Source organism: Moraxella bovis (assembly GCF_025985205.1).
GTDB classification, from domain to species: domain Bacteria; phylum Pseudomonadota; class Gammaproteobacteria; order Pseudomonadales; family Moraxellaceae; genus Moraxella; species Moraxella bovis.
Map to the genome: position 1 here is coordinate 1,194,510 of NZ_CP087840.1, position 25,702 is coordinate 1,220,211.

At 42.8% G+C, this 25,702-nt stretch carries 30 protein-coding genes; 22 read left to right on the plus strand and 8 right to left on the minus strand.

Annotation, left to right across the window (positions count from 1 at the left end):
• Positions 1-143 precede the first annotated feature (143 nt).
• From LP107_RS05850 to gloB, 5 genes are all read left to right on the plus strand, one after another.
• Positions 144-734 (plus strand): LemA family protein, encoded by a 591-nt coding sequence (locus LP107_RS05850; protein WP_078273782.1) that lies wholly within the window; start codon positions 144-146, stop codon positions 732-734.
• A 14-nt stretch (positions 735-748) separates the two neighbouring features.
• The gene (locus tag LP107_RS05855; RefSeq protein WP_078273781.1) at positions 749-3,145 is read left to right on the plus strand and encodes a M48 family metalloprotease; all 2,397 of its coding nucleotides are present in this window, start codon (positions 749-751) and stop codon (positions 3,143-3,145) included.
• Between the two features lie 275 nt (positions 3,146-3,420).
• On the plus strand, positions 3,421-4,296 hold the full coding sequence (locus LP107_RS05860; protein WP_078273780.1) for a hypothetical protein: 876 nt from the start codon (positions 3,421-3,423) through the stop codon (positions 4,294-4,296).
• 123 nt (positions 4,297-4,419) lie between these two features.
• Complete coding sequence (serC, locus tag LP107_RS05865) at positions 4,420-5,502, plus strand: 3-phosphoserine/phosphohydroxythreonine transaminase (protein ID WP_112742353.1); 1,083 nt, start codon at positions 4,420-4,422, stop codon at positions 5,500-5,502.
• Between the two features lie 216 nt (positions 5,503-5,718).
• The gene (gene gloB / locus LP107_RS05870) at positions 5,719-6,504 is read left to right on the plus strand and encodes a hydroxyacylglutathione hydrolase (protein ID WP_112742352.1); all 786 of its coding nucleotides are present in this window, start codon (positions 5,719-5,721) and stop codon (positions 6,502-6,504) included.
• Between the two features lie 34 nt (positions 6,505-6,538).
• Here the strand turns inward: gloB and LP107_RS05875 are convergent, their stop codons facing one another.
• The 6 genes from LP107_RS05875 to LP107_RS05900 all read right to left on the minus strand — a co-directional run bounded on the left by LP107_RS05875 (position 6,539) and on the right by LP107_RS05900 (position 9,547).
• Complete coding sequence (locus LP107_RS05875) at positions 6,539-7,090, minus strand: hypothetical protein (protein ID WP_112742351.1); 552 nt, start codon at positions 7,088-7,090, stop codon at positions 6,539-6,541.
• A gap of 10 nt (positions 7,091-7,100) precedes the next feature.
• Positions 7,101-7,400, minus strand: coding sequence for a Uma2 family endonuclease (locus LP107_RS05880; RefSeq protein ID WP_245952342.1), 300 nt, complete (start codon positions 7,398-7,400; stop codon positions 7,101-7,103).
• 50 nt (positions 7,401-7,450) lie between these two features.
• A complete protein-coding gene (locus LP107_RS05885; protein WP_112742349.1) occupies positions 7,451-7,681 on the minus strand; it encodes a hypothetical protein in 231 nt (76 codons plus the stop codon).
• Positions 7,682-7,768: 87 nt separating this feature from the next.
• The gene (locus tag LP107_RS05890) at positions 7,769-8,305 is read right to left on the minus strand and encodes a hypothetical protein (RefSeq protein WP_112742348.1); all 537 of its coding nucleotides are present in this window, start codon (positions 8,303-8,305) and stop codon (positions 7,769-7,771) included.
• 1 nt (position 8,306) lies between these two features.
• Positions 8,307-8,777 (minus strand): hypothetical protein, encoded by a 471-nt coding sequence (locus LP107_RS05895; protein WP_112742347.1) that lies wholly within the window; start codon positions 8,775-8,777, stop codon positions 8,307-8,309.
• Between the two features lie 56 nt (positions 8,778-8,833).
• On the minus strand, positions 8,834-9,547 hold the full coding sequence (locus LP107_RS05900) for a hypothetical protein (RefSeq protein WP_112742346.1): 714 nt from the start codon (positions 9,545-9,547) through the stop codon (positions 8,834-8,836).
• A 159-nt stretch (positions 9,548-9,706) separates the two neighbouring features.
• Between LP107_RS05900 and LP107_RS05905 the strand changes: the two genes are divergently transcribed.
• Complete coding sequence (locus LP107_RS05905) at positions 9,707-10,150, plus strand: helix-turn-helix domain-containing protein (RefSeq protein WP_112742345.1); 444 nt, start codon at positions 9,707-9,709, stop codon at positions 10,148-10,150.
• 32 nt (positions 10,151-10,182) lie between these two features.
• Here the strand turns inward: LP107_RS05905 and ilvD are convergent, their stop codons facing one another.
• A complete protein-coding gene (ilvD, locus tag LP107_RS05910; RefSeq protein ID WP_264675882.1) occupies positions 10,183-12,081 on the minus strand; it encodes a dihydroxy-acid dehydratase in 1,899 nt (632 codons plus the stop codon).
• Positions 12,082-12,267: 186 nt separating this feature from the next.
• Between ilvD and LP107_RS05915 the strand changes: the two genes are divergently transcribed.
• The 16 genes from LP107_RS05915 to lptB all read left to right on the plus strand — a co-directional run bounded on the left by LP107_RS05915 (position 12,268) and on the right by lptB (position 23,814).
• Positions 12,268-13,464: an AI-2E family transporter gene (locus LP107_RS05915; protein ID WP_143821662.1), complete on the plus strand. Its 1,197-nt coding sequence runs from the start codon at positions 12,268-12,270 to the stop codon at positions 13,462-13,464.
• Positions 13,465-13,641: 177 nt separating this feature from the next.
• Entirely contained in the window at positions 13,642-14,637 is a 996-nt protein-coding gene (locus tag LP107_RS05920) for an energy transducer TonB (RefSeq protein ID WP_264675881.1), read from the plus strand.
• A 40-nt stretch (positions 14,638-14,677) separates the two neighbouring features.
• On the plus strand, positions 14,678-15,232 hold the full coding sequence (locus LP107_RS05925) for a MotA/TolQ/ExbB proton channel family protein (protein WP_078273772.1): 555 nt from the start codon (positions 14,678-14,680) through the stop codon (positions 15,230-15,232).
• Between the two features lie 9 nt (positions 15,233-15,241).
• Positions 15,242-15,643: an ExbD/TolR family protein gene (locus LP107_RS05930; RefSeq protein ID WP_112742341.1), complete on the plus strand. Its 402-nt coding sequence runs from the start codon at positions 15,242-15,244 to the stop codon at positions 15,641-15,643.
• A gap of 136 nt (positions 15,644-15,779) precedes the next feature.
• Positions 15,780-16,376, plus strand: a complete 597-nt coding sequence (locus tag LP107_RS05935) for a 6-pyruvoyl trahydropterin synthase family protein (protein ID WP_078273770.1) — start codon at positions 15,780-15,782, stop codon at positions 16,374-16,376.
• A gap of 9 nt (positions 16,377-16,385) precedes the next feature.
• Entirely contained in the window at positions 16,386-16,640 is a 255-nt protein-coding gene (locus tag LP107_RS05940; protein WP_029102153.1) for a type II toxin-antitoxin system TacA family antitoxin, read from the plus strand.
• Positions 16,621-17,133 (plus strand): GNAT family N-acetyltransferase, encoded by a 513-nt coding sequence (locus LP107_RS05945; protein WP_112742340.1) that lies wholly within the window; start codon positions 16,621-16,623, stop codon positions 17,131-17,133. The genes LP107_RS05940 and LP107_RS05945 overlap by 20 nt, the downstream gene beginning before the upstream one ends.
• On the plus strand, positions 17,130-17,564 hold the full coding sequence (tsaE, locus tag LP107_RS05950) for a tRNA (adenosine(37)-N6)-threonylcarbamoyltransferase complex ATPase subunit type 1 TsaE (protein WP_112742339.1): 435 nt from the start codon (positions 17,130-17,132) through the stop codon (positions 17,562-17,564). Before LP107_RS05945 ends, tsaE begins: the two co-directional genes overlap by 4 nt.
• Positions 17,564-18,346, plus strand: coding sequence for a hypothetical protein (locus LP107_RS05955; RefSeq protein WP_112742338.1), 783 nt, complete (start codon positions 17,564-17,566; stop codon positions 18,344-18,346). Before tsaE ends, LP107_RS05955 begins: the two co-directional genes overlap by 1 nt.
• Before the next feature lie 58 nt (positions 18,347-18,404).
• On the plus strand, positions 18,405-19,547 hold the full coding sequence (gene miaA / locus LP107_RS05960; protein WP_112742337.1) for a tRNA (adenosine(37)-N6)-dimethylallyltransferase MiaA: 1,143 nt from the start codon (positions 18,405-18,407) through the stop codon (positions 19,545-19,547).
• A gap of 65 nt (positions 19,548-19,612) precedes the next feature.
• Positions 19,613-20,218 (plus strand): RNA chaperone Hfq, encoded by a 606-nt coding sequence (hfq, locus tag LP107_RS05965; protein WP_078273766.1) that lies wholly within the window; start codon positions 19,613-19,615, stop codon positions 20,216-20,218.
• 161 nt (positions 20,219-20,379) lie between these two features.
• On the plus strand, positions 20,380-21,369 hold the full coding sequence (locus LP107_RS05970; RefSeq protein ID WP_078273765.1) for a KpsF/GutQ family sugar-phosphate isomerase: 990 nt from the start codon (positions 20,380-20,382) through the stop codon (positions 21,367-21,369).
• Between the two features lie 26 nt (positions 21,370-21,395).
• The gene (locus LP107_RS05975; RefSeq protein ID WP_078273764.1) at positions 21,396-21,917 is read left to right on the plus strand and encodes a KdsC family phosphatase; all 522 of its coding nucleotides are present in this window, start codon (positions 21,396-21,398) and stop codon (positions 21,915-21,917) included.
• A gap of 47 nt (positions 21,918-21,964) precedes the next feature.
• Positions 21,965-22,540, plus strand: coding sequence for an LPS export ABC transporter periplasmic protein LptC (gene lptC / locus LP107_RS05980; protein ID WP_078273763.1), 576 nt, complete (start codon positions 21,965-21,967; stop codon positions 22,538-22,540).
• A 72-nt stretch (positions 22,541-22,612) separates the two neighbouring features.
• A complete protein-coding gene (gene lptA, locus LP107_RS05985; RefSeq protein ID WP_410173938.1) occupies positions 22,613-23,092 on the plus strand; it encodes a lipopolysaccharide transport periplasmic protein LptA in 480 nt (159 codons plus the stop codon).
• On the plus strand, positions 23,089-23,814 hold the full coding sequence (gene lptB, locus LP107_RS05990; RefSeq protein ID WP_078273761.1) for an LPS export ABC transporter ATP-binding protein: 726 nt from the start codon (positions 23,089-23,091) through the stop codon (positions 23,812-23,814). The genes lptA and lptB overlap by 4 nt, the downstream gene beginning before the upstream one ends.
• A gap of 429 nt (positions 23,815-24,243) precedes the next feature.
• Here lptB and LP107_RS05995 read toward each other — a convergent pair whose 3' ends face one another.
• Complete coding sequence (locus LP107_RS05995; RefSeq protein ID WP_078273760.1) at positions 24,244-25,551, minus strand: NCS2 family permease; 1,308 nt, start codon at positions 25,549-25,551, stop codon at positions 24,244-24,246.
• Positions 25,552-25,702 lie beyond the last annotated feature (151 nt).

Here is a 25,702-nt window from a genome sequence, read left to right on the forward strand (position 1 = left end):
GTTTTTCCTTGAAAAACGTGCGATTTTTCTCATTTTTCATTGCAAATACCAATATTCAACACGTCCTATTTTAATTCATCTTGATGACTTTTAACAGTAAAATTTTGTGTTAGGGCAAAATTTCGTAAAAATAAGGAAAAATTATGGCCATCATCGTAACACTCATCATATTGGCAGTTATCATCGGCTTTTTGATAGCGGTGTATAACGCACTGGTTCGTCTAAGAAACCAAGTGGTAAACGGACTGGCACAGATTGATGTTCAGCTCAAACGTCGCCACGACTTAATACCCAATCTCGTCAATGTCGCCAAACGCTACATGACCCACGAAGAGCAGGTACTAACCCAAGTGACCGAAGCCAGAAACATCGCCAAAAGTGGATTGGATGCTCTTAAAGGTGCAGGGCTGTCAGGCACGGATGGGCTTGCCAAACTGGCAAATGCTGAGAGCAACCTGTCTCGGGCGTTGGGCAGTTTTTATGCCGTGGTAGAAAATTACCCTGAATTAAAAGCCGATTCTGCCCTAAAAGAGCTCTCTGATGAGATTAAAAATACCGAAAATCGCATTGGATTTGCCCGTCAGTTTTATAATGACAGCGTGATGTTTTATAATAACCAACGTGAGAGTTTTCCCAATAATTTAGTGGCAAATTGGTTTGGGTTTATGCCAATAGCACAATTAGAGTTTGCTGATAAATCCGCCATTGATGTTGCACCAACGGTCAGTCTTTGATGTATTGGTGATGTATGCCACAGCGAATTTATCAAAACTTTTTTGAATTACAACGCCATTACAAAAGAAACAGCATGGTGTTATATGCGTTATTTGTCATGGCGATGATGGTTCATGTATTGCTTGCCTTATTATTTTTTATGATAATATGGTATGTTATTTTTGGTGATTTGGGTGGTTTTGCATGGTTTTGGGTGCTGATTCTTGTGCCCAGTTATTTTATCATGAGTGTTTTGTATCATTATAACAAAATCAGCCATGATAATGACTTTTTGTTAAAAGACATTGATGTCACACGCTTATTTATTAATATGTCAGGCGTGGATTTGCCTATTAATCATTTTAATGATGATGAAGATAATAAAAAGAAAAAAAGACAGCAGGTGATTTATGCCAAAGACATCAAAGACTTTAAACCAAAATATCGGCGGTATTATGAATTTGCCGAGCAGTTAGCGATTGCCTCAAACATTACTTTGCCTAAATTATACGTCATGGATGAGACGGGGGTGAATGCCTTTGTGGCAGGGGTTAATCAAGCAAATATGATGCTCGTTGTCAGTAAAGGGGCGTTAGAATTAGATAATGAAAGTCTTTATGGGCTTATTGGGCATGAATATGGGCATATTTTACATGGCGATGCCAAATTAAATGTGCAAATGTATGTCTTAATGTCAGGTCTGTCATGGCTTTATGATGTTGCCGATGGCTTAGAATGGCTGTCCAAATGGCGACAAAAACCCAAAGCCAAACGCTATCAATACCAAGATGATAAAGGTGAACGCCAAGAATATGTGATTGTGATGGGTACGGGGCGATTGTCCATAGAGTTTATTTCTTTGGTAATTCGCTTATTGGGCTTTTTAGGCATGGCAAGTAGCGAATGGATAAAACAGCATTTTAATCGTCAGCGTGAGTTTTTGGCGGATGCAACATCGGTGCAATTAACCCGTAGCGATGGCGTGGCAAAATTATTACAAACCCTGCAACGAACGCCGTATTTGGCACATGCTCAAAAACGCTATACCACGCATTTGAGTTATTTTTTCTTTCTAAATCCCCAAGATACCCAGATGTCTATCAACTGGCGGGAGCGAATGGGGCATACGGGTAGCACGCACCCGAGCAATCATGAGCGAATACTGGCGTTGGATGAACATTATTATGATGACTTTGCCAAGATGGTGATTGATGACTTGGATGTGGATGTATTACAACAAACCCATGATAAGATGATGTTTATTGATTGGCATAAAAAATCAGGCGTGAGTGATTATAAAACCGTGGAGTTTGTATTATGTGATAATAAAGATATGGGTAAAGATAAAGATGCTCATTTATTTGTGAATTCTGGTGATAATCAAAAAGTGATTGATATCGCCATTTATAAAAATGACATTGAAATATCACAAGATAAAGTGGTTAATGGCAGGCTGGTTGTGGATAAATCATGGCAAGCCCAAGGTGAGATGATGTACCCCAAACAAGCCAGAGCCGATTATGAATTAAAAAATATTCATCATGTTAATATGACTCATGTCAAAAGCATGACATTGCCCCTTATCATCGCTCGTTATTTACGTAATGATGACCTACATCGCCCCATGAGTAAATTATTTTCGCTGTTTTATGCGATTGTCTTTTGCCATGATAATGATGGATTTTATTTATGCGACTCGCTTAATTTAGCAAATATTTTTTATATAAAATCAGATAATAGTGATACCATAAAAATAGATAAGTCTTTATTAAAAACTGTGGCAGAGATGGATAGACGCATTGATAATGGTTTATTAATGCTGATTTATCAGCGTATTATCAAGGATTTGGAACATGATGATAAACGGGCTTTATTAAAAAATGACGTTCATCATCTGTTGGATTTTATCAATGGGTTACATCATCAAGACAATCATCATGATGATTTGAGTCTATTATGGCAGAGCATGCATTTATATCGTTTATTGGCGATATTTGCCGATGATATGGATATTGCTGATAAGCCATTGTTACAAAAACTGACATTCATGTATCATAAATATGACATGGACATGAATGATTGGATAATGATAACAGTAATGATATATATGGTTATGGCTCATTATGATGATGGCGATGACATAAAATGCCGTGCAAGCATACAACGGTTGATTCGGCTTATCAATCATGAGATTGTGATTGATGAGACAGACATGAAAAAATTAATGCAAGTCATGAGTGCATTTAGTGTGATGGATATGGCGTTATGGCTGTTAAAATATCAGCAGAAAAATACATTGACGGCTAAGCGATATATTGATACACTACATACCGCTTTATTGGGCGATGGGATATTTTGTGAGCGTGATTATGAAATATTACTAACCTTACATCAATATTGGTGTCCTGATGATGAATTTGTTTTGTATTGATTTTCAATAATAGCCACAAAACTTTAAAATTACTACAAACACAATGATATTTGGGTGTAGGGGTTGCTGAGCACGCCTTATCAACAAAGTCATCAAAAGAGCATGCAGAACCAGCCCTTGCAAGTCTGTGATGTATATTAAATCTCTTTCCAAACTAAAAATAAACCCTTATAAACACTGGGTTTGAAGTTTGTAAAAATCTATAAAAATCGGGGTTTGGAAAGAAGTCTATTAAGTTATTTGTAAAATAATATTGATAAAACGCCTCATATAACATGAACACCCTGTCCGACTGTCCGCCAAAGATTGCCCAAAGTCGCCATATCTTAGCATTGGCGGGCATATCTTTGTGGGCAAAAAAACACGAGACAACAGGGCAGAATAGGGCAGGGATTATAACCCTACCGCCCGCGTATGACCGCCTGCAACCCAATCCACGCTTGACTCATTTGTTACCTGATGAGTTGCCCGCCAAGCAACATGCCAAGCCAATTACTGCACCAAATACCACACCAACACCCGATAAATCGCAAATCTCATCTGCTGTGGATGTCAGAGCGTTGCTTGATCCTGCCAGTTTATCAGCTGATAATCCGCCATCTGCCGAGTTAACACCAGCCACGCCCGAATCACAAAGAGTATTGGGAAGCATTGTAACAGGCGAGCAAGCCCAGTCTCCAGTCCAACCAAACCCCATAACCAACCTTGCCCAAGCCCAACCCTTTGCTCCGCCTGCCCATCTTGACATTCGCTTTGCCCTGCAAGGCGTGCGGTTCGGGCAGTGGGTGCTGATTGTGGATATGCTACTGATGAGCCGTGATGAGCAGTCGCTGTGGCAGTCGCTCAAAAATGCCCTAAGCAATCAAGCTAATCATCGGCCCATTACCGCCTTTTATCGTGAGATTGGTTATCCATTGGTCAAAAATGAATTTCGCTCGGATATAGGGCTAAACCCCGCCCAATATACCTTTGACGGCTTTGTCATTGGGCTTTGTGTGTCATCTGGTCATCATCAAGCTGTGCAAGTGGCATTTTTGACAGATACGCCCGCAGGTGTCATTGCTCAGACCACCCAAACCCTGCCGAGTATCCGCCAAATGATGACGAGTCCTGCCCTAAAAAAGCAGTTTTGGCAAACGGTGGTGGGTTAAGTTATGGTTAAATATGCCGATGACTGTTAAAATTTTGCCAAAAATTTGCTACAATGCTAGGGCATTTTGAGTATTTACCAAAGTTCAATACACCCTATCATTCCCCACCTTTAAAGGATAACTATGAACCGTCTTGCCAATTTTTGTGCTGGCCCTGCCACCATGCCTACCGAAGTCCTACAAAAAGCCCAAGCTGAGCTGTTAGACTGGCGTGGCAAGGGCACCTCCGTCATGGAGATTAGTCACCGCAGTGCCGATTATATTGAGATTGCTACCAAAGCCGAGCAGGATTTACGCACGCTCATGGGCATCTCGGACGACTATGCCGTGCTGTTTTTGCAAGGCGGTGCGTCATTGCAGTTTTCCGCCATTCCCTTTAACCTGCTAAACGGCGGCACGGCGGATTATCTAAATACTGGCACATGGTCCCAAAAAGCCTATAAAGAAGCCAAACGCTATGAAACGCTAGGCTTAGGCAAGATTAACCTAGTCGCACAAGGGGATGGTAAAGACGTACCCACGCCTGAGACTTGGGAGCTAACAGACGGTGCGTCTTATTTTCATTATTGCCCCAACGAGACCATTCACGGCGTGCAGATTTTTGATACACCCAAAGTAAACGCCCCCATTGTGGCGGATATGTCGTCTTGTATCTTATCCGAGCCGATTAACGTGAATGATTTTGGGCTGATTTACGCAGGGGCTCAAAAAAATATTGGGCCTGCTGGCTTGACCCTTATCATCGTCCGTAAAGACCTAATGGAGCGGGCAGGTGCGTGGTGTCCTAGTATTTTAAATTATAAAAATCAAGCAGATAGCGACAGTATGCTCAACACCCCGTCCACGTTTGCATGGTATTTGTCGGGATTGGTATTTGAATGGCTATTGGCAAATGGCGGAGTGGAAGGCATTGCCAAGACCAACCAAGCCAAAGCCGAACTACTATATCAAGTCATTGATAATTCTAGCTTTTATGATAATGCCGTCAATCCACGCCACCGCTCTATCATGAATGTGCCGTTTACGCTTGCCGACAGCGAGCTTGATAAAGTCTTTTTGGAAAAGTCTAAAAATGCAGGGCTGTTAAACCTAAAAGGTCATCGTGTGGTTGGCGGTATGCGAGCGAGCATTTATAATGCCGTAACCTATGAGCAGGTACAGGCGTTGGCGGACTTTATGAAAGATTTTGAAAAAACGTACGCTTGATTTGTACCAATCCATAGACCAACCCCAAATCACAAATTCATGATATATGGACGTAGGGCTGTGCTGAGCACGCCTAGCTCTATCAAAGGTCGTGTGCAACACGCCCCTACAAAACCTATGGCAAATATCAGGTTTATTAGGTTAACATAAGGGCGGATTTGGTTCGTCCTTATTTTTACAACCGACCAGTCGGTTTTTTATATTTTGGAAAAACTCATGCACATTACCCCCATTCCCATTTTAAATGACAATTATGTTTGGCTTCTCGTGAAGGACAATAACGCCGTTGCTGTGGATATTGGCGATGATAAGCCTGTGCTTGATTATCTACATGAGCACAATCTTACCCTATCTGCCATTTTAATCACGCATCATCACGATGACCATATTGGCGGTGTGGCAAGTGCCAAATCCGCTTATCCCAACGCCAAGATTTACGCCCATAAGTCGCACCTTAACGCCATTGGCATGACCCCTGATGTGGCGTGCGATGAAGGTAGTGAATTTGAACTGCTCGGCTTGACGTTTAAAGTATGGAAAACGGCAGGGCATACCGACACGCATTTGTCCTATCTGTGTGATATGGCTAATATAACCCATGTGTTTTGTGGCGATACGCTATTTAGTGGCGGTTGTGGACGGGTGTTTACGGGGACGATTGGGGAGTTGTTTGATAGCATGGAGCGGTTTGGGGGTTTGCCTGAGGAGACTTTATTTTATCCCACACACGAATACACGCTGTCCAATTTGACATTTGCCCTGTCGGTTTGTGCGGATAAATATAAAGAGAAAATCATTCATCATCAACATCAAGTAAAAGATAAACTGGCAAATCAAATACCATCTCTACCCACCACCTTAAAAGTCGAAAAATCGATTAATGTGTTTTTGCAAACCGATGATAAAGACATGGTGGCAAATATCAAAAAGCATTATCCCTTAACCAGTGATGATGAATTATCCATATTTACCGCACTTCGTGAGTTAAAGAATGGGTTTTGATATTAAAAATGGCTGGGCTTGGGTGGCGTGATTTTTATCTTGTTAATATCAACCCCCACCCAATCCCAACAATTCCCATAAAAATAAGCAATTCTTTGCCTAATTTTTTATGATAAGCGATTAAAGAATTTTTATCTTTTCTGATTTTATAAATGGCGTGTAGGTATTTTAAAAATGATAGCATTAAAAATGCCAAAAACATTGCAATGACAAAATGTCCAAAATTCTGCCGTTCAAATGACACAGGAATAACAATATCGCCATCAATTTGATATTCTGAATAAGTGGTTTGCAATGCCCCTTCGTTGATATACAAATAATTGCCATTTTCTAAAATTTTTAGGCAACTGTCCATACAGTTTTCTATCGGTGTCGGCTCGGTTTGTAATTTTGTGGGGTTGTCTTTAATGTCTTGTAAGCGTTGTCCATTTATCCGAAATTTGGCATTTGGTGTATCGGTGGGGGCGTAATGCTCTTTTTGTAATTCGCCAATACCGTAAGAAATAGCCCCTGCCAAGATAAAAAATAGGCAAAGTTTGGCAAAGGATTTAAATAGGCGTGATAAAAAGTGAGTGATTTTTTGCATTTTTTAACAATCAAAATTCAATATTTTCATAAATATCCGCCACTTTTACCGTATAATCCACGCTTTTTAAATACAGTTTATCATCAAAAGATAAAAGCTCTTTTTGCCAATGATTGTCTTTACGATAAACCAAAATTTGTGGGTTGTTTAAATCAACCAACACATATTCTTGTAAAGTATCAATTTTTTGATAATGTTCAAATTTGGCATTTAATAAATGTTTGTTTTTATGGGTTAAAATTTCAAACATAATAACAGGTTTTGTTGCAAAAATATCATCACCTTTTACATCGGTTTTATCAAATACCATTGCTTTTGGGCTATAATAATTATTATCGTTAATTTTTACATCAAAATTTATTAAAAAAGTAATTTTTCATCATTTGCGACACTTGGACGAAAAATTAACAAATTTGAAACCAATAAAGCAAAATACAAACCATAATAAGGCGTTAAAATTACCATACCATTGACAATTTCATAACAAGCTTTTTCCAATTTACCATTGACAAATTCACTTAAAATTTTTTGATTTTTACTATCATCACGCAATTTTTCTAACAATTCATTTTCGTTGTCAAATCTTGGCATTTTATTCTCCAAAAAAATAAAGGAGCGACTACTTACCCCTTTATTCTATCACAATTTAGCCGATACTCACACAGATAATAGCTTGCTCTAAATAGAACTGGTTGCCCACAAACCTAAGCAGTCAGTTGCTTTTTGGCTGTATTGGTTAATAACTAAACCGTCCGCTTTAACAAGTGTAATTTCAAATTGTACGTTGTCTTTATGCAGGACATTAATAAGGGCTTGTTTTGTGGTATTTGGTTCGTTTTTAAAGGCATCAATCATTTTTTGACACAAATACTCTTTTTGTAATTCTTTGGTATTTTTGACAATAAAGGGCAATACTTCATGTAACGGCTTGATTTTATTTAACAATTCAGTATCATTTAAAATGATATTTAGTTGCAAGCTTGGATACAGGTTCTTACTCTCAATACGTATTAAATTGTCTTTAAAAAAATTGATAAAATCATCAGTAAAATCACTATTATCTTTATTGGCATTAATAATATGATTAATATTGATGTTTTTTAGAGTATTTCTTACACTATTTTCTGTTTGCTTAAGCTGATAAGCTGGGTATCCAAACAGATACCCAGTTATTGCAAGAGTGGCAATTAAAACAAATATAATAATATTTTTCATACTATCTTGATTTCATTACATTGTTTTCAAAACGCTCTTGAAATGTGTCTGATAAATCCGTATAGCTTGCCTTTAATCTTTTTAGCCTCCTTTCTTTGACCTCTGGTTCCAACTTTGTATTATTCAGTATTTTGTCTCTTCGTTTAGCATAATCATCCCAAAGTTCATCGTCATCATCTTCAAGCTTTTCCTTTGCTCTGCGTTCCTCCTTTCTAGTGAAAGTTTCAGTATCAGATGCGGTCTTGGTTTGATGTTTGGCAATTTCATTATTTGCATCCATTGCAAGCTTCGCAAGCGTTTTATTGCCTTCTATAACAAGTGCCCTTACTTGACCTTGTCTGCCAATGTCATCAACCACTTTATCTTTGCCAGTCAATACCTCGATTGTACCCCGATTTGTTGAATAAGGCATTGCAATTGGATTGTGCTCTAAATTTACAACAGTGCCTTCACCATCAACAGTATTGCTCATATTAAATCTCCTAAGTTAGAAAATTAGTGTGTATTAAAAGAAAATAACCAAACCATTCACAAACCGCTCTCTTGATTGGAACTTTCATTATTTTCATCATCTTTTTGAAAACTTTGCCGTTTGGCAATCTCTAAAACCTTAGAATATAATTTTAATTTAAACTCATTAGACAGTTCGTTTGAGTCTGCAATCTTGGTAATAATGTTGACATAAAAATCTTTATAACTATCAATTTCATCCGTCTCAGCCAAACTATCTAAAAAAATTCTTCTGATAAATTCTTCTGATTTTGTAATGCCAACAAAATTTGCAATCTCTTCTTGGATTTGTTTTTTCTGCAACTCTATTGCTATTTGAGTCTCAAATAGCTTGGACTTTTCAAGTTGTTTTATTTGTTTCACTATTTTTCTTTTTGCCAGTTTTTCTTTAAAAAAGAGAAAGAATACCTTATACCACACTACAACCATAATCAAACATAAAACAATTAAAATTCCCAACCCTGCTGTTGGCAATGCGTTATCTTGAACTAAAAACTGCGTGCCTTCCCAGTAGCCATCATCGTGTCCTTCTGTGTAGCCAACCTGATGACCTTCTTTATAGCCGTCAGCTTTTCCCTCCTCATAGCCAACTTGATGACCTTCTTTATAGCCAACCTCTTTGCCCTCTTTGTAGCCGTCTGACTTGCCATCAGAGTAACCTTTTTTATACTCATCATCACAGGCTGACAGCAGTAAGGCAAAAAAGGTGATAAGGGATGATTTTTGATGCATTTAAAACTACCTAATTTTTAGCTCATATTTTTTACCAAAATTTATTGCCGTGTGCTATAATAACGACAATTATAGCTTATTTTGTTTTTAGAACAACACACAAATCGGTTAAAAGCTAACCGATTTGTGTGCATTACACTCCAATTTGTAGGTAAAATGATGAAAACAACCGAAAAAATTCGTGAACGGCGTGAAAATTTAGACTGGTCGCAAGAACAAATGGCAGAAAAACTTAATTTAACAGCAAATGGCTATGCCAAAATTGAACGGGGTGAAACAAAATTATATTTGGACAGATTAGAGCAAATCGCCCAAGTTTTTAATGTTGATATTACCAAGTTATTGCCAGACAAGGAATTGGTTATCGTCTGTGATAATGACACCACCATTGGAGATAATAGCAATAGCAATAATATTCATCTATACAGTTCAAATGATAGTACACTTGTCAAAGAAATAGAAAGATTAAAAGCCATTATTGAACAAAAAGATATCTTACTTGCTGAAAAAGACCAAAGAATTGCCGAAAAAAAACAACACATTCAAAGACTGGATAAGATGATACAGTTTCTTGAAAATCAAAATAACAAAAGCCAATCTTAATTCAAGATTGGCTTTTGTTAAATTTACAACCTTTATTCCACTTGACTCACATCTCTCACCGCCCCTGTATCGGCACTTGTCGCCATGGCGGCATAGGCTCTCAGGGCTTGGGAGACATAGCGTTCACGGTTTACAGGTTTCCACGCTTGTTTGCCACGCTCATTCATGGCGGTACGGCGTTTAGCAAGCTCATCGTCCGTAACATCAAGATGAATGAAGCGGTTTGGAATGTCAATGACAATGGTGTCAAATTCTTCCACCAACCCAATCGCACCGCCTTCTGCCGCCTCTGGGCTTGCGTGTCCGATAGACAGCCCCGATGTACCACCGCTAAATCGTCCGTCCGTAAGCAACGCACACGCCTTGCCCAAGCCTTTTGATTTTAGATAAGACGTGGGATAGAGCATTTCTTGCATACCCGGCCCGCCTTTGGGGCCTTCATAGCGGATAATGACGATGTCGCCTGCGACAATTTTGTCCGCCAAAATCGCCTCCACCGCACTGTCTTGACTTTCAAAAACCCTTGCTCGCCCTGTAAATTTTAAAATGCTCTCGTCCACGCCTGCGGTTTTGACGACACAGCCTCGTTCGGCAATGTTGCCAAACAACACGGCAAGCCCACCGTCTTGACTGTACGCAAATTCTTTGGAGCGGATACAGCCTGATTCACGGTTCAAATCAAGGTTGCCCCAGACTTTGTTTTGGCTAAATGCCTGCGTGGTGCGTACGCCTGCAGGGGCGGCAATGTACAGCTCTCGGGCGGTTTGGTTGTCGGGGTTCATCACGTCCCATTTGGCAAGGGCGTCCGCTAGGGTTGGGCTATGCACGGTTGGCACGCCCGTGCGGATTAGCCCTGCTCTATCAAGCTCCGCCAAAATCCCCATCACACCCCCTGCACGGTGCACGTCTTCCATGTGGTATTTTTGCGTGGCGGGGGCGACTTTGGATAGGCACGGCACGGCACGAGACAGGCGGTCAATGTCCGCCATTTTAAAGTCCACGCCTGCCTCAAATGCCGCCGCCAAAAGGTGCAAAATCGTGTTGGTGCTACCGCCCATGGCAATGTCAAGGCTCATGGCGTTCAAAAATGCGTCTTTGGTAGCGATACTTCTTGGCAAAACACTATAATCATCTTGTTCATAATAACGTTTGGCAAGCTCTACAATCAGCCGACCTGCTTCCAAGAAAAGCTCTTTACGCTTGGCGTGCGTGGCAAGTAGCGAGCCGTTGGCAGGTAGCGACAAGCCTAGTGCTTCGGTTAAGCAGTTCATGGAGTTGGCGGTAAACATACCAGAGCATGAGCCACAAGTTGGGCAAGCAGAACGCTCCACGTTTGCCACGTCTTCATCGCTGATTAGGTCATCGGCAGCGTCAATCATGGCGTCCACTAGGTCAAGTTTACGCACCTTTTTACCACTCTCATTGGTTATGGTCTCATGGGTCATGTGTCCGTCATGCACTTCGCTTGCCAGCACTTTACCAGCTTCCATAGGGCCACCTGAGACAAAGACCACAGGGATATTTAGGCGTAAGGCAGCCATAAGCATGCCAGGGGTGATTTTATCACAGTTGGAGATACACACCAAAGCGTCCGCACAGTGGGCGTTTACCATATATTCCACGCTATCGGCAATCAAATCACGGCTTGGCAAGCTGTACAACATACCGCCATGCCCCATGGCAATACCGTCATCTACGGCAATGGTGTTAAACTCTTTGGCAACGCCCCCTGCTTTTTCAATCTCACGAGCGACAAGCTGTCCTAAGTCTTTTAGGTGAACGTGTCCCGGCACAAACTGGGTAAACGAGTTGGCGATGGCAATGATAGGCTTATTAAAATCATCGTCCGTCATGCCTGTGGCACGCCATAAGGCTCTCGCCCCTGCCATGTTGCGGCCTTGTGTGGAAGTTTTTGAGCGGTATTGTGGCATATTTTTTCCTAAATTGGCGGTTGGCTAAAAGGGTTATTTTAGCACTTTTTAAAGGATAATATTTGAAAAATTTTATTTATAATTTTTATAAATTTAAAAACTTTTAATTATAAAAATAACCGCTTGCCAAACTGCCGATTTTAGGCTACATTTTAGCCAAACCAGATCCATTATTTTAAATTTGCCATGACCACATCTTATAAATCCGCCATTGTCTTTTTTGTCGCCCTTGTCCTGTTTTTGATGAGTTTTTATTATCTCATTCAAGTGTGGCTTATGGTATTTGCGTCCATTTTGGTGGCGGTGTTTTTGCTAAGTTTGGCACAGCTCACCTGCCAAATTCCCAAAGTGGGCGACTACTTTGCCAAACTGCCCCACGGCGTGCAAGTCGGTGCGGTAACGGTGGCGGTGCTGTCGGTGGTGGCAGGGTTTTTGGCGATGTTTGGCTCGGAGCTTGTCGCTCAGTTTGCCGACATGAAACAGCTTGCCCCCAAGTCCTTTGATGCCATCAAAGACTACCTTAAAAGCTATCCTGCCATCTATGAATGGCTGACCCAAAATGCATGGGCGGTAGAATTCCAACAAGACCCTAAGGCGTTTTTTGAAAAATTTCAAGACAGTATTGTCGGTGGTCTGCCTGCATTTTTTGGGGGTATGCTAAGCGGTGTGGGGACGTTTTTTGTGATTTTGGTGGTAGGGCTGTTTTTGGCATTATCGCCAAGCGTGTACACTAAAAGCGCCATTGCCCTTGTGCCAAAGCCGTATCGAGACAAGGGTGAATACCTGCTAAAACGCAGTTATGGGGCGATAGAGCAATGGCTCATCGGACAGTTTGTGGTCATGGCGTTTGTGGGTGTGGCGACAGGGGCAGCTTTGTGGCTGATGGGCATTCCGTTTGCGTTGGCAATGGGCGTGATTGCCTTTGTGCTGGATTTTGTGCCTGTGATTGGTCCGTGGCTGTCGGCGGTGCCGATTCTGCTCCTTGTGCTGATTGTCTCACCTGATTTGCTACTGTGGACACTTGTTATGATTGTCATGGTTCAGCAGTTAGAAAGCTATGTGGTCGCCCCAATGGTGCAACAACGACTCATCGACCTGCCCCCTGTGGCTCTACTGCTCTCGCAAATCATCATGGGAACGCTCACAGGCGTGCTTGGCATTGCCATGGCGACACCGCTTATGGTAGTGGCGATTGTGTGGGTGCAGGTGGTGTATGTGAAGTTTGTCTTACAAGACTATTCAATCAAAGTGCTTGACCAAAACGAAAACGACATGAAAACCGACCCCTATGCCGATTATGACGCTTATAAGGCAAAAAGCCAGTCGAAAGTGGTGGTGTTATCCCTAAAGCAAGATGTAAATAATACAGACAAGAAGTTTTAAATGTGAAAATTTTAAAAATAATCATTCTTAACCCCTTGCAATTTTGTACAAAATTTGAGATAATATACCAGTTGATAATTGTTATCGTTTCTTACTTTTTATCCGTTTTGTATAACTTTTTGTTATGATGAATGCTGTTTAAATCCAAAAACAGTGTTTTTCTTTTGTGGGTTTGTGATGATGACCTTTGAGCATTCTAATAAATACAAGGTGTTGGCGGCGGCTGTGGCGATTATTTTGCATGGCGTGGCAGGCGTGGGTTTGGCAACCATGCAAATACTTCATATTGAGCCACCTAAAATCACGCCGCCGCTTGAAATTCAGATGATTAAGCTTAACAACGAAGAGTCGCCTGAACTAGCCAAGCCCGAACCTAAGCCAATGCCCATCCCTGCACAGTCTGTGGCGGCACCTGCCTCACCCAAGGCAAGTCCACCGCCACCACCAAAAGTTCCCAAGCCTGAGCCTAGACTTGAACCCCAAAAAGAGTTACCAAAACCTAAACCACCAAAACCTGAGCTTAAACAAGAACCTGTTAAACTCGAACCCAAAGAGCCACCCAAGGTCACAGAACCACAGGTGGACATCATCGCTCAGGAGCGAGCTCAAAAAGCCTTTGAACTGCAACAGCAAAGAGAGCGAGAACAGCGTGAACGTGAGCAACAAGAAAGAGAGCGTCAAGCCGAACGAGACAGACAAGCCGAGTTAGCACGCCAACAAGCCGAACGAGACAGACAGGCAAAATTGGCACGCCAAAAAGCAGAAGCTGATGCCAAGACCCGTGCCGAACAAGGTCAAGGCAGGGGTGGTGATGGTAAAGACACCAAAACCGACAATAAAACTGGCAATAAAGACACGACAAAAAGCGGTGGTGCTGGCGGTGGTGAGCTAAAAGGTCAAAATTTATCCATCTCCAATGCCAGTTGGAAAAGCAAACCTAACTGGAATGGATTGACGTCCGAAAAATTAAGCGGTTCGGCAAATTTTGTTGCCACGCTCACCATTGATGCTAATGGTAAGATTACCAGTGTCTCTGGCGTGAATACAGGCGATAAAGGCTTGGATAGACAAATCTCCCAAGCCCTTCGCCGAGCCAGATTGCACCCCTTTAAATCATCAAGCGGTCAGCCGATGTCGGGAACAGCGACATTCTCTACGACAGTACAATTTTAAATACAACATTCACTTAACCGATTCTTTATAAGGAATGATTATGGATTTTGCGCATTATTGGCAATATACTGACGCTGTCAGTAAAACATTATTTTTTATCTTGATTGCTTTGTCATTGGTTTCATGGTTTGTGGGTATCACTCGCCTGCTTAGCTCTCGCCAAATGGCAGGCGTGATTAGCAATGAACTCACTGCCGAGATTGATAACGTCAGCAAAGATTTTGGTGGGCTTGATTTTAATCAACGCAAAATCATCACTGAGCAGAGTCTGTTACAGAACATCGCTCGCTACCGTTTTGAGCTTGAAAAGGGTTTATCGGTACTCGGCACGACCGCCGCCATTGCTCCGTTTATTGGATTGTTTGGGACGGTGTGGGGGATTTTTCATGCCTTGCATTCTATCGGTCAGAGCGGGCAGGCAGGACTTGCCCAAGTGGCAGGGCCGGTGGGCGAAGCCTTGATTATGACGGGTCTGGGTCTGGCGGTGGCGATTCCTGCGGTGGTGTTTTTTAACATCATCACACGTATCAATAAGCGTGCCATTCATCACGCCAATGATACCGCTCACGCACTGCTTGCCCGTGTGGCACGCTAGGGGGTTATCATGGCGTTTGAACTGAGCGACAACGACAATGGGGGCATGAATGAGATTAACCTTATCCCCCTAATTGACATCATGCTGGTGCTTATGATTATCTTTTTGGTAACAGCAACGGTGCTAAACCCGACCGTACCGCTTGATTTGCCAAAAACATCGGCACAAGTCAATGACGTACCGCCAGAAGTGATACAGATTAGCATTGATGCGGACGGTCAAATTTATTGGGATAAAACGGCTTTGAGCCTAGATGAGCTTAATGCTCGTTTTGGCGAAGAGGTGGCAAAAGGCAAAGACCCACAGGTTCATCTGCGTGCCGACAAAGAAGGCAAATATGACACAGTCGCGCAAGTGCTGGCAACAGCAAGCGGGTCAGGGCTGACCAAGATTGCTTTTGTCAATGAATGAGCTGTTAAAAATAAATCATCATCAAATAAAGCCCTACATTGTGTGGGGCTTTATTTATTTGGGCTAAAAATGCGTATCCGTCCAAAAACAAAATTTCATGATATAATACAAAAAATTAACCACACAACATTCAAAAATGCGTATCCGTAAACTCTTTAAATTTGAAAATGCCCACATCGTCCGCAACTGCACGTCCGACCGTTGCAGTCGCTCTATTCATGGGCATAGCTATCAGGTGGAACTTATCCTAGAAGCCCACGCCCTTGACAACGGGCAAATGGTCTATGATTTTGGGCTATTAAAGTCGCACATTAAGGACTTGATTGACAGTTTTGACCATGCCATTACCTTTTGGGATAAGGACGATGGCGATTATATCCGTGCGTGCAAGGATTTTTCAGCTCGTTGGATAAGTCTGCCTGTGTCGCCATCTGCCGAGCAGTTTAGTCGTGTGATTTTTTATTGGGCGGATAAAGTCATGCAGAACACCACGACCCAAAATGGCGAGACAGACGTGTCTGTCTATTCGGTCATCGTCCACGAGACCGCCACAGGGTACGCCCAATGTTTTCGTGAAGACATAGAAAACGACCGTATGGGCAAATTGTCGCTGGATATGTTTGAATTTAGCGAACAAGTCAAAGCCGAGTGGGGCGATAGCGAGCTGTTTGATAAGCTAAAACGTGGCGAGAAATTTGTCAATCCACAGCCGTTAAGACAAGTGAATTTTTAAGGATAAACTATGATAGTGTTAGACATTACTCCTAGTGAGCAAGTGATTATTGAAAAAGCAAGTCAAATTGTTGGTATGCCATTGAGTGATTTTATTACTGAGCAAGCCTATCAAACCGCTTTAAAAATAGTTGATAAAGACAAAGGTATTTATTTGACTGATGAAGAGTGGAATAATATGATGGATTTTTTAAATAATCCCCCAGAGCCAAATGAAAAAATGAAAGCGTTAATTGCTCGGGGTTATGAACTTGATAAATCGTAAGCATTCATTGGTATTTGAACCGTTAAATAAAAATCACGATAGGTTTTTATTTGACTGTGGTAATGACATATTAAATCGTTTTATTAAACAACTTGCCAGTCAAATTGCAAAAAGACAGGAAGCGGTTATTTATGTTAGTCATGAAAATGGTTGTGTCATTGGATTTTACACCTTATCAGCGGATAAAATACAAAAATCGGACAGTCCTGATGAATTAAAAAATCAATCACCACATACTGCCATACCTTGCATATTGATTGGGCGTTTGGCGGTTGATAAAAATTATCAAGGCATGGGAATCGGTATTGATTTGTTGGCACACGCCCTACGGCGAGCAAAAAGAACAGCTGAGTTGATTGGTGTGGCTTTTGTGATTGTTGATGCCAAAGATGAACAGGCAAAATCATTTTATCAAAGTTATGGATTTTTTGAATTGCAAAATACACCATTGAGAATGGCTTTTCCTGTTTCTAAAATTGAACGTGAAGAATGAAAACTTTAATCCTAAAAAACGAAACCGACACCCAGCACCTTGCCAACGCCCTTGCCAAAACCAATCCCACAGGCAGTCTGTGGCTATCAGGCGATTTGGGGGCGGGCAAGACGACTTTTACCCGTTATCTTTTGCGTGCATTGGGGCATACAGGGGCGGTAAAAAGCCCAACTTATACCCTAGTTGAGCCTTATAATATCAATGGTAAGCCTGTATACCATGCCGACCTATATCGGCTAAATGACCCAGAAGAGCTGGATTTTATTGGGTTTTTTGAATATTTTGATGAGCCAAATTCACTGGTCATCATTGAATGGGCAAGCCGTGCCGAGAGCATTTTGCCAAAGCCTGATATAACGATAAACATTACAAGACAAGCTGATGAAAGTCGGGTGGTAGAGATTGTTGGAATGGATTTGGATTTTGCGTAATGAATGTCACGCCCTATTTGCAAAAGGCTAATCAGACAAAAAAGCCATTGCCTTTATGGCTACACGGTATCATCATGGCAGTATATGCCGTAATGTTGAGCGTGGGACTATTGATTGGCAGTTTGTTTATCAATCAGCTTATTTTTGATGATGAATATCGTAATCAGCTTATTTGGCAAAATACCGATATCAATCCAAATACTCAAATGATATTTTCTGCTCACCAAAAAGATACTAATACTTGTAAAATTACCTTATGGCAAACCAATGATAAATGGCGAGCGGATTTTAAACATTCGGCTTATATTAAAATTTACCAATCTTTTCATATTGATGACGGCAATATTCCTTGTTATAAAATTGGTGATGAGTATGATAAGTCAAAAGATATTCTTATGGATAATTTGGTATTATTAAAAGCCAAAAAGTTAAATAATGGTAGAGAGCCTATGCCTATCTTATTTGGTAAGCGATCAGCATATCCAGAATTTAAAGATATTGAAGTTTATCATTATCATTTTGTATCAGGGCGAGTAATAGACCAAGAAAGTCCTTTATATCAAAAAATTCTTACCAACCCTACTAGATCCGATAGCGACAAGAATTATTATAAAATCAAACGACATATTATTATAGGTTTGATAAGTTTGGCGGTGCTTTTTATTTTTATCAAATTAATATCATTGATAAAATATAAAGCATGGATAAAGGCGGGTTATTGCTTTATTAAATTTGGATTTATGGTATTATTGTTAATTCATAGTTTTAGCAGTATTTTATAAAACTAAACCATATCTTATACTAATTTTTCCAATAAATATATCATCGGATAATTATTGAATGACTGATTTATACTATAAATCCCTACCCGATAACACCGTCCTATCGCTTATCGCCCCCACCGCCAGCGGTAAAACCGACTTGGCGTTTAAATTATTTGATACAGGGCGGTTTGAGCTGATTTCGGTGGATAGTGCCCTGATTTATGAGGACATGAACATCGGCACGGCAAAACCGACCGATGATGAGCTTGTCCGTTTTCCACATCATCTCGTTAATGTCATCAAGCCGACCGAGACTTATAACGTGGCAACTTTTGTGGCGGACGTGGAGCGACTCATTGGCGACATTCACGCACGGGGCAAGATTCCGCTACTTGTGGGCGGTACGATGATGTATTATATGACGTTACTTGATGGCTTGTCTGCCGTGCCTGACACCGACCCTGCCATTCGCCAAAAGGTCATGGCATGGCTGTCTGATAAAGGCATTGGCGAGCTGTACGCCTATCTGCAAACGCATGACCCCAAGATTTGTCAGCGTCTAAAAATATCCGACACCCAGCGTATCACAAGGGCGGTGGAAGTGCATATGCAGACAGGCACACCCATGAGCGTCTGGCAAGATACGCCCAAAGTCGCCCCTTGTCATAATCCACGCCAGCATTGGCTGACCCTATCGGTAGAGCCTGAACGTGCATGGCTACACGAGCGTATCGCCAAACGCCTTGACATCATGTGGGAGCAGGGACTGGTTGATGAAGTGATTCATCTTTTGCAAAAATACCCCGACCTAACGCCTGATATGCCGTCCATGCGGTGCGTGGGCTATCGGCAGGTATTGGAATTTTTGGCGATAACCGACCATGAGATTATGCAAATCTCCCCCATTTGGCAAGCATTTGCTATAAATTTACAAAAAAACAACAAAATGACTGCCGAAAATGGCAAGAATTTTGTAACAAAAGGGCAAAATATGCATGATATGGCTTGCCAAGACATAAAAAATAAGGCATTATATGCAACAAGGCAACTGGCAAAACGCCAATCAACATGGCAAAGACAACTGACCAGTTTACCCCAATTTATAAACGCCAATGAAATGAATAAAACAAAGGCTAGCATAACAAGCGACCCCCAATCACAGCAACGGATTTTTTCATTTGCAAGCATGAAAGACGCACAAAATGAGCTTTTGGCGTAATTTTTAACGTATTTTTCCAAGCACCGTTGGTTGCTTTTTTCTTGTGTTAATTTTGGAGAACAACAATGTCAAAAGGGCAAAGCCTACAAGACCCCTTCCTAAACGCTCTGCGTAAAGACCGCATTCCTGTGTCTATTTTTTTGGTCAATGGTATCAAGCTACAAGGTCAGATTGAATCATTTGACCAGTATGTTGTATTGCTTAAAAATACCGTCAGCCAAATGGTCTATAAGCATGCCATTTCTACCGTTGTCCCCACTCGCAACCCACGCACAGATGGTGCAACCCCTAGCACAGGTACGGGCTATCCGTCATCGGTGGGCGTGATGAGTGGCAGTAACTATCAAGGTACAAGCTATCCTAATGCAGGCTTTGACCGTCAAGGCTTTGGCGGTGGGGCAGGCACAACCCGTCCTGTGGGTGGCTTTACTCGCACTCCGCCAAACCAAGGTTTTGGTGGCAATCAAGGCTTTGAACGTGGTGGCTATCCACAAGGAAGCATGGGCTTTAATCAAGGCTTTGAACGTTCGGGTTTTGAAGAGCGTGGCTTTGATGGCAAAGGCTTTGAGAAAAATGAACGTGGTTTTGACGGCAAGGGATTTGATAATAAAGCCTTTGACAACAGCACCTTTGACCGCCAAGGGTTTGACAAAACCAATGATGATGAATGATGTCGCTCGTGGTAACTAACCATAAAAAGCTCACATGATGTGGGCTTTTTTGTGGTAAAAGCTTTTATGATAAAAGCTATCGCAGTTTGATAAAAATTTACCATAAAACATCGCCAAATATGGTATCATACCCATTTTATTTTACAAACCATCCGCCACTCATGAACGACCAAACCCCAAACACAGCCGATCTTGATACTGACTTTATCAGCGTGGGCTTGACCGCCATTAACACCGAACAAGAGGCATTGACACTGCTTAAAGATGAGCTTGATGAGCGTTTTGTGCGGGCGTGTCAGGCGATTTTGGCGTGTCGGGGGCGTGTCGTGGTGACAGGCATGGGCAAGAGTGGACATATCGGGCGTAAGATAGCGGCGACATTGGCAAGTACAGGCACGCCTGCATTTTTTATGCACCCAGGGGAGGCAGGGCATGGCGATTTGGGTATGCTGGTACAGGGCGATGTACTGATTGCCATTTCTAACTCAGGGCAGTCCGATGAGATTAAAATGCTTATCCCTGTCGTCAAACAGTTGGGTATTCCCCTGATTAGTATTAGCCGTGACCGTCGTGGGTTTTTACCTAAATCTGCCAATATCGCTTTGACCCTTGGTAATTTTGAAGAAGCCTGTCCGCTCGGACTGGCACCGACATCAAGCACGACCGCCACACTGGCACTGGGCGATGCGTTGGCGGTGGCACTGTTGCATGCTCGGGGTTTTACCAGTAATGATTTTGCCTTGTCGCACCCAGCAGGGGCATTGGGGCGTAAACTGTTGACCCGTGTCAAGGATGTCATGCACACCGAGAACCTGCCCATGGTGCGAGCCGATACCAGTCTTGATAAAGCCTTGCTTGTGATGACAGGGGGGCGACTGGGCTTGGCGGTGGTGGTTGATGAGTGTGATGATGTGGTGGGTATTTTTACCGATGGCGATTTACGGCGTAAACTGGCGGATAACGTGTCGCTATCGGCCCCCATGAATACGCTCATGACCAAGCACCCTAAGCATACCACGGGCGAGATGCGAGCGTCTGATGCCCTAACGCTGATGAATGAGCATGCCATTAGTCAGTTATTGGTACTGGACAACGGTAGGCTTGCAGGCGTGATTAGCATTCATGACTTGCTAAAAGCAGGCGTAAGCTAAATTTGTAAAACAACAAAAGGAAAAGCATGAGCGACTTAACCAAACGATTGCAAGCGGTCAAACTTTTTGCCATGGACGTGGATGGGATTTTGTCAGACGGGCAAATCATCTATGATGCCAATGGGATAGAGACCAAAGCCTTTTATGTCCAAGATGGTGTGGGATTAAAGGCATTAAAAGAGCAGGGCATTATCCTTGCCATCATCACAGGTAGAAGCTCGCCCATGGTGGCACGTCGCGCCGATGAGTTGGGCATTGACCATGTGGTGCAGGGGCGAGATGACAAATTTACCGCTTTATCTGCCCTTGTCGATGAGCTTGGACTGTCTGTGAGTGAATGCATGTACATGGGTGATGATTTGCCTGACCTAAAAGCCGTGCGTGAATCAGGCGTGGGCGTGTCTGTGCCAAATGGCTGTGCCGAAACACAAGCGGTGGCGGACATCGTAACTATCAAATCAGGCGGTCATGGCGCGGTGCGTGAAGTGTGCGAGCAGTTGTTAAAGGCAAAAGGAGCTTATGATGCCTTTATCGCTCAATATATCTAAATGTCTAAGTTGGCAATAATCAAGCTCAAAAACAGAGATAATCACTCATGAATCTAAAAATTCTCAGCGTGCTTGGTGTTATGGCATTCATGGTCGGGGCATGGTTTTTTTACAAAGAAGACGTCAATATCGAACCTGCCGTGCCGTCTGCCCCTGCCGTCTCTTATGAAGTGACCGAGATTAAGGCGGTTCAGACCAGTCCTGAGACGGGCGAGATTGAATACACGCTAACGGCGGACAGTTTGGCAAAAAACAGTGCAGGCGTGGATGAGATGAAAAATGCCAAAATGGACTGGACACCACCAAACAGCGAAACTTATCATTTAGAAGCCAGCCTTGCCAGTTTGGGGCAGACCACGGGCGATTTGTTATTAAAAGAAGGCTTTGTGTTGGTGCGACAAGGCGATGACACCAAGCCTGATATGATCATCAAAGGCAATCTACTAACAGGCAATACCAAACAGCGTCAAGTGGCAAGCAGTGAACCCATCAGCGTCACCCAAGGGGAAGACAGCTTTATGGCACAGGGTTTTACAGGGGATTTACAGACAGGTGAGTATGAATTTTATCGCATTCAAATGGAATTTGCCCCGCCCAAGCGTGAAGACAAGCCCTTATTTTAATTCATCTATCATGGATATCTTATGAGAACATCACACTTATTATCAGCCCAAATCCTACTTTTTGTGGCAGGGATGAGTATGGCGTTATCCGCCCATGCTCTGCCATCGGACGCCAGTCAGCCTATTCGTCTGCTTGCTGACAAAGCGACATACAGCGAGCGTACAGGCGTAACTAGTTATTCGGGCAATGTCATCATCGAGCAAGGTACGCTCAAAATCACCGCCGATAACATCACGCTAAACCTAGATGACAAACGCAGTATTAAAACTGCCCTAGCAACAGGTCGCCCTGCAACCATGCAACAAGTTGTCACTCAAGAAAAGGGTCTTGCCAAGGGGCAGGCAAATAAGATTGACTATAATGCCGTGACAGGTATCATCACGCTCACAGGTAATGCCAAGCTGACCCAAGCAGGGGCGAGTTTTTCGGGCAATACCATTCGTTATAGTCTAAAACTGGGCGATGTGGAAGCCAATGCTGGCGGTGGTCGCCGTGTGGAGTTGGTGTTTCCGCCAAGCGAGTCCAACAGTCAAACAGGTGTTCGCCCATGACCACGCTTGCCATGCACCATTTGGGCAAACGCTATGGACAGCGTTGGGTGGTCAAAGATGTCTCTTTTGAGATAAACGAAGGGCAAGTGGTGGGTATCTTAGGGCCTAATGGAGCGGGTAAGACCACCAGTTTTTATATGGTTATCGGGCTTGTGCCGATGGATAAAGGGCAAGTCATGTTGGGCAATACTGATTTGTCCAAAAAAGCCATGCATGAGCGTGCCAAGGCAGGTATTGGCTATCTACCCCAAGAAGCATCTATTTTTCGTAAGCTGACCATTGAGCAGAATATTTTAGCGATATTGCAGACCCGTCAGGATTTGGATAAATCCGCCCAACTTGCCGAACTTGAAAAGCTTATTGGCGAGTTTCATTTGGGGCACGTACGGCATTCTCTGGGCATGAGTGTGTCAGGGGGCGAACGTCGTCGCTGTGAGATAGCCCGAGCATTGGCAAGCAACCCTAAGTTTATCTTATTAGATGAACCGTTTGCAGGGGTTGACCCCATTTCGGTGGGTGACATCAAGGAGGTCATCACCGCCCTAAAACAGCGGGGCATTGGCGTGCTGATTACTGACCATAATGTGCGTGAGACCTTATCCATCTGCGAGAAGGCTTATATCGTCTCCGAAGGCAACATCATCGCCCAAGGCTCGCCCAGTGATATTTTACAAAATGAGTTGGTGCAAAGAGTATATTTGGGCAGAGATTTTATGGTGTAGGCTGGGCATGCTTACCATTAAATCTCTTTTCAAACTAAGTATAAATCCTTGTGAATACTAGGGCGTGCCTAACATTGAGAACATTCTTATAAAATAAGATGAAAACTTGAAAATTTCAATCAATTTTTGCATGAAAAATGGCTATCCGACCACTTAATCGTGTAAATTTTCAAGTTTTTACCTTAGTTTCTTTAAATTTTTACCTTAATTTCTTTAAATTAAGTGGTCGGATTGTTTTTCTGTGTCAAAAACTTGTCTGATAAAAGACTCGCAGCCTGCGATTTCCCTTAAAAAACGGGCGATTTTTCGTGATTTTCATTGCGAATACCAAAGGCAGGCACGCCCGAGGGTTGAAGTTTTTAAAAATCCACAAAAATCTGGGTTTGGAAAGCATTCTATTGATGGTTTTTTATAAAAGAATACACGCACCTAACCCACCCACGCAAATTTAATAATAAACAATAGGGCAACTACCGCAACAGGAGCGTTGATTTCTTTGTAGCGACCTGTGGCAAGCTTCATCACGCAGTAGCTGATAAAGCCAAAAGCAATGCCTTCGGTGATGGAGTAAGTAAACGGCATCATGGCAGTGGTAATAAAGGCAGGCGTGGCTTCGGTCAAATCATCCCATTCCACTTTGATGAGACTGCTCGCCATCAAAATCCCCACAAACACGAGCGAACCTGCCGTGGCATAAGCAGGCACGATACTGGCAAGTGGCGAGAAGAAAATGGTAAGTAAAAACAGCACGCCCACGACCACGGCAGTCAGTCCCGTGCGACCGCCGACCGACACGCCCGAACCACTTTCGATGTAGGTACTAATGGCGGATGTTCCCATGAATGACCCTGCCATGGCACTGGTGCTGTCCACGAGCAGGGCTTGTTTCATTTTGGGGAATTTACCGTCTTTGTCGGCAAAACCTGCCTTGTCCGCCACCGCAATGAGCGTGCCTGATGAATCAAACAGGTTCACGAGCATAAATGAGAAAATAACCCCAAACAACGCCACATCCAATGCTCCCATGATGTCCACCTGTCCGACCACGGGCGTGAGAGCAGGGGGTAGTGAGAGAATTTCTCCTGAGAATTTGACGTTGTCATCAAACATCAGAGCAAGAGCGGTAACCACCACGATAGAGACCAATACCCCAGAGTGACGACCTTTGGCTGCCATGACAACAATGATAAAAAAGCCAAGCACGCCCATCAGTAGCGTGGGCGAATGTAGGTTGCCCACTGTCACAAGCGTGGCTTCATTAGGCACGACCAGCCCCATGTTCTTAAAACCAATCAAGGCGATAAATAGCCCAATGCCTGCACTGATACCCACGCGCAGTCCCAAAGGAATGCTTGCCATGAGCCAATAACGAATCTGAAAAATCGTCATCAAAAACAGCCCCACCGACCCCCAAAAAATCGCCCCCATGCCCGTCTGCCACGAATAGCCCATCTTGGAGACGACCACAAATGCAAAAAAGGCATTAAGCCCCATGGCAGGAGCAAGGGCGATGGGTAAGTTGCTAAACAGTCCCATCGCTATCGTGCCGAAGGCGGTGATAAGGCAAGTGGTGACAAAGACGACCTGTGTGTCCATGCCTGTCACGCCCAAAATGGACGGATTGACAAAGACGATATAGACCATGGTAAAAAATGTGGTAATGCCAGCGATGAGTTCGGTTTTGGCGGTGGTATGGTGTGCGGATAATTTAAAGAAATTGTCTAGGAGGGTTTTCATTGGTGAGCCAAAAGATAAGCGAGATGTAAAAAGACCAATGAAAAACAAAAGGTTTGTTTTTCTGGCAAATTGTAGCAAATTGTTTGGGTAAACACAATCATTTTATTTCTTAAACTTTCTAAAATGTAAATGGGTTTGTAAAGGCTTAATA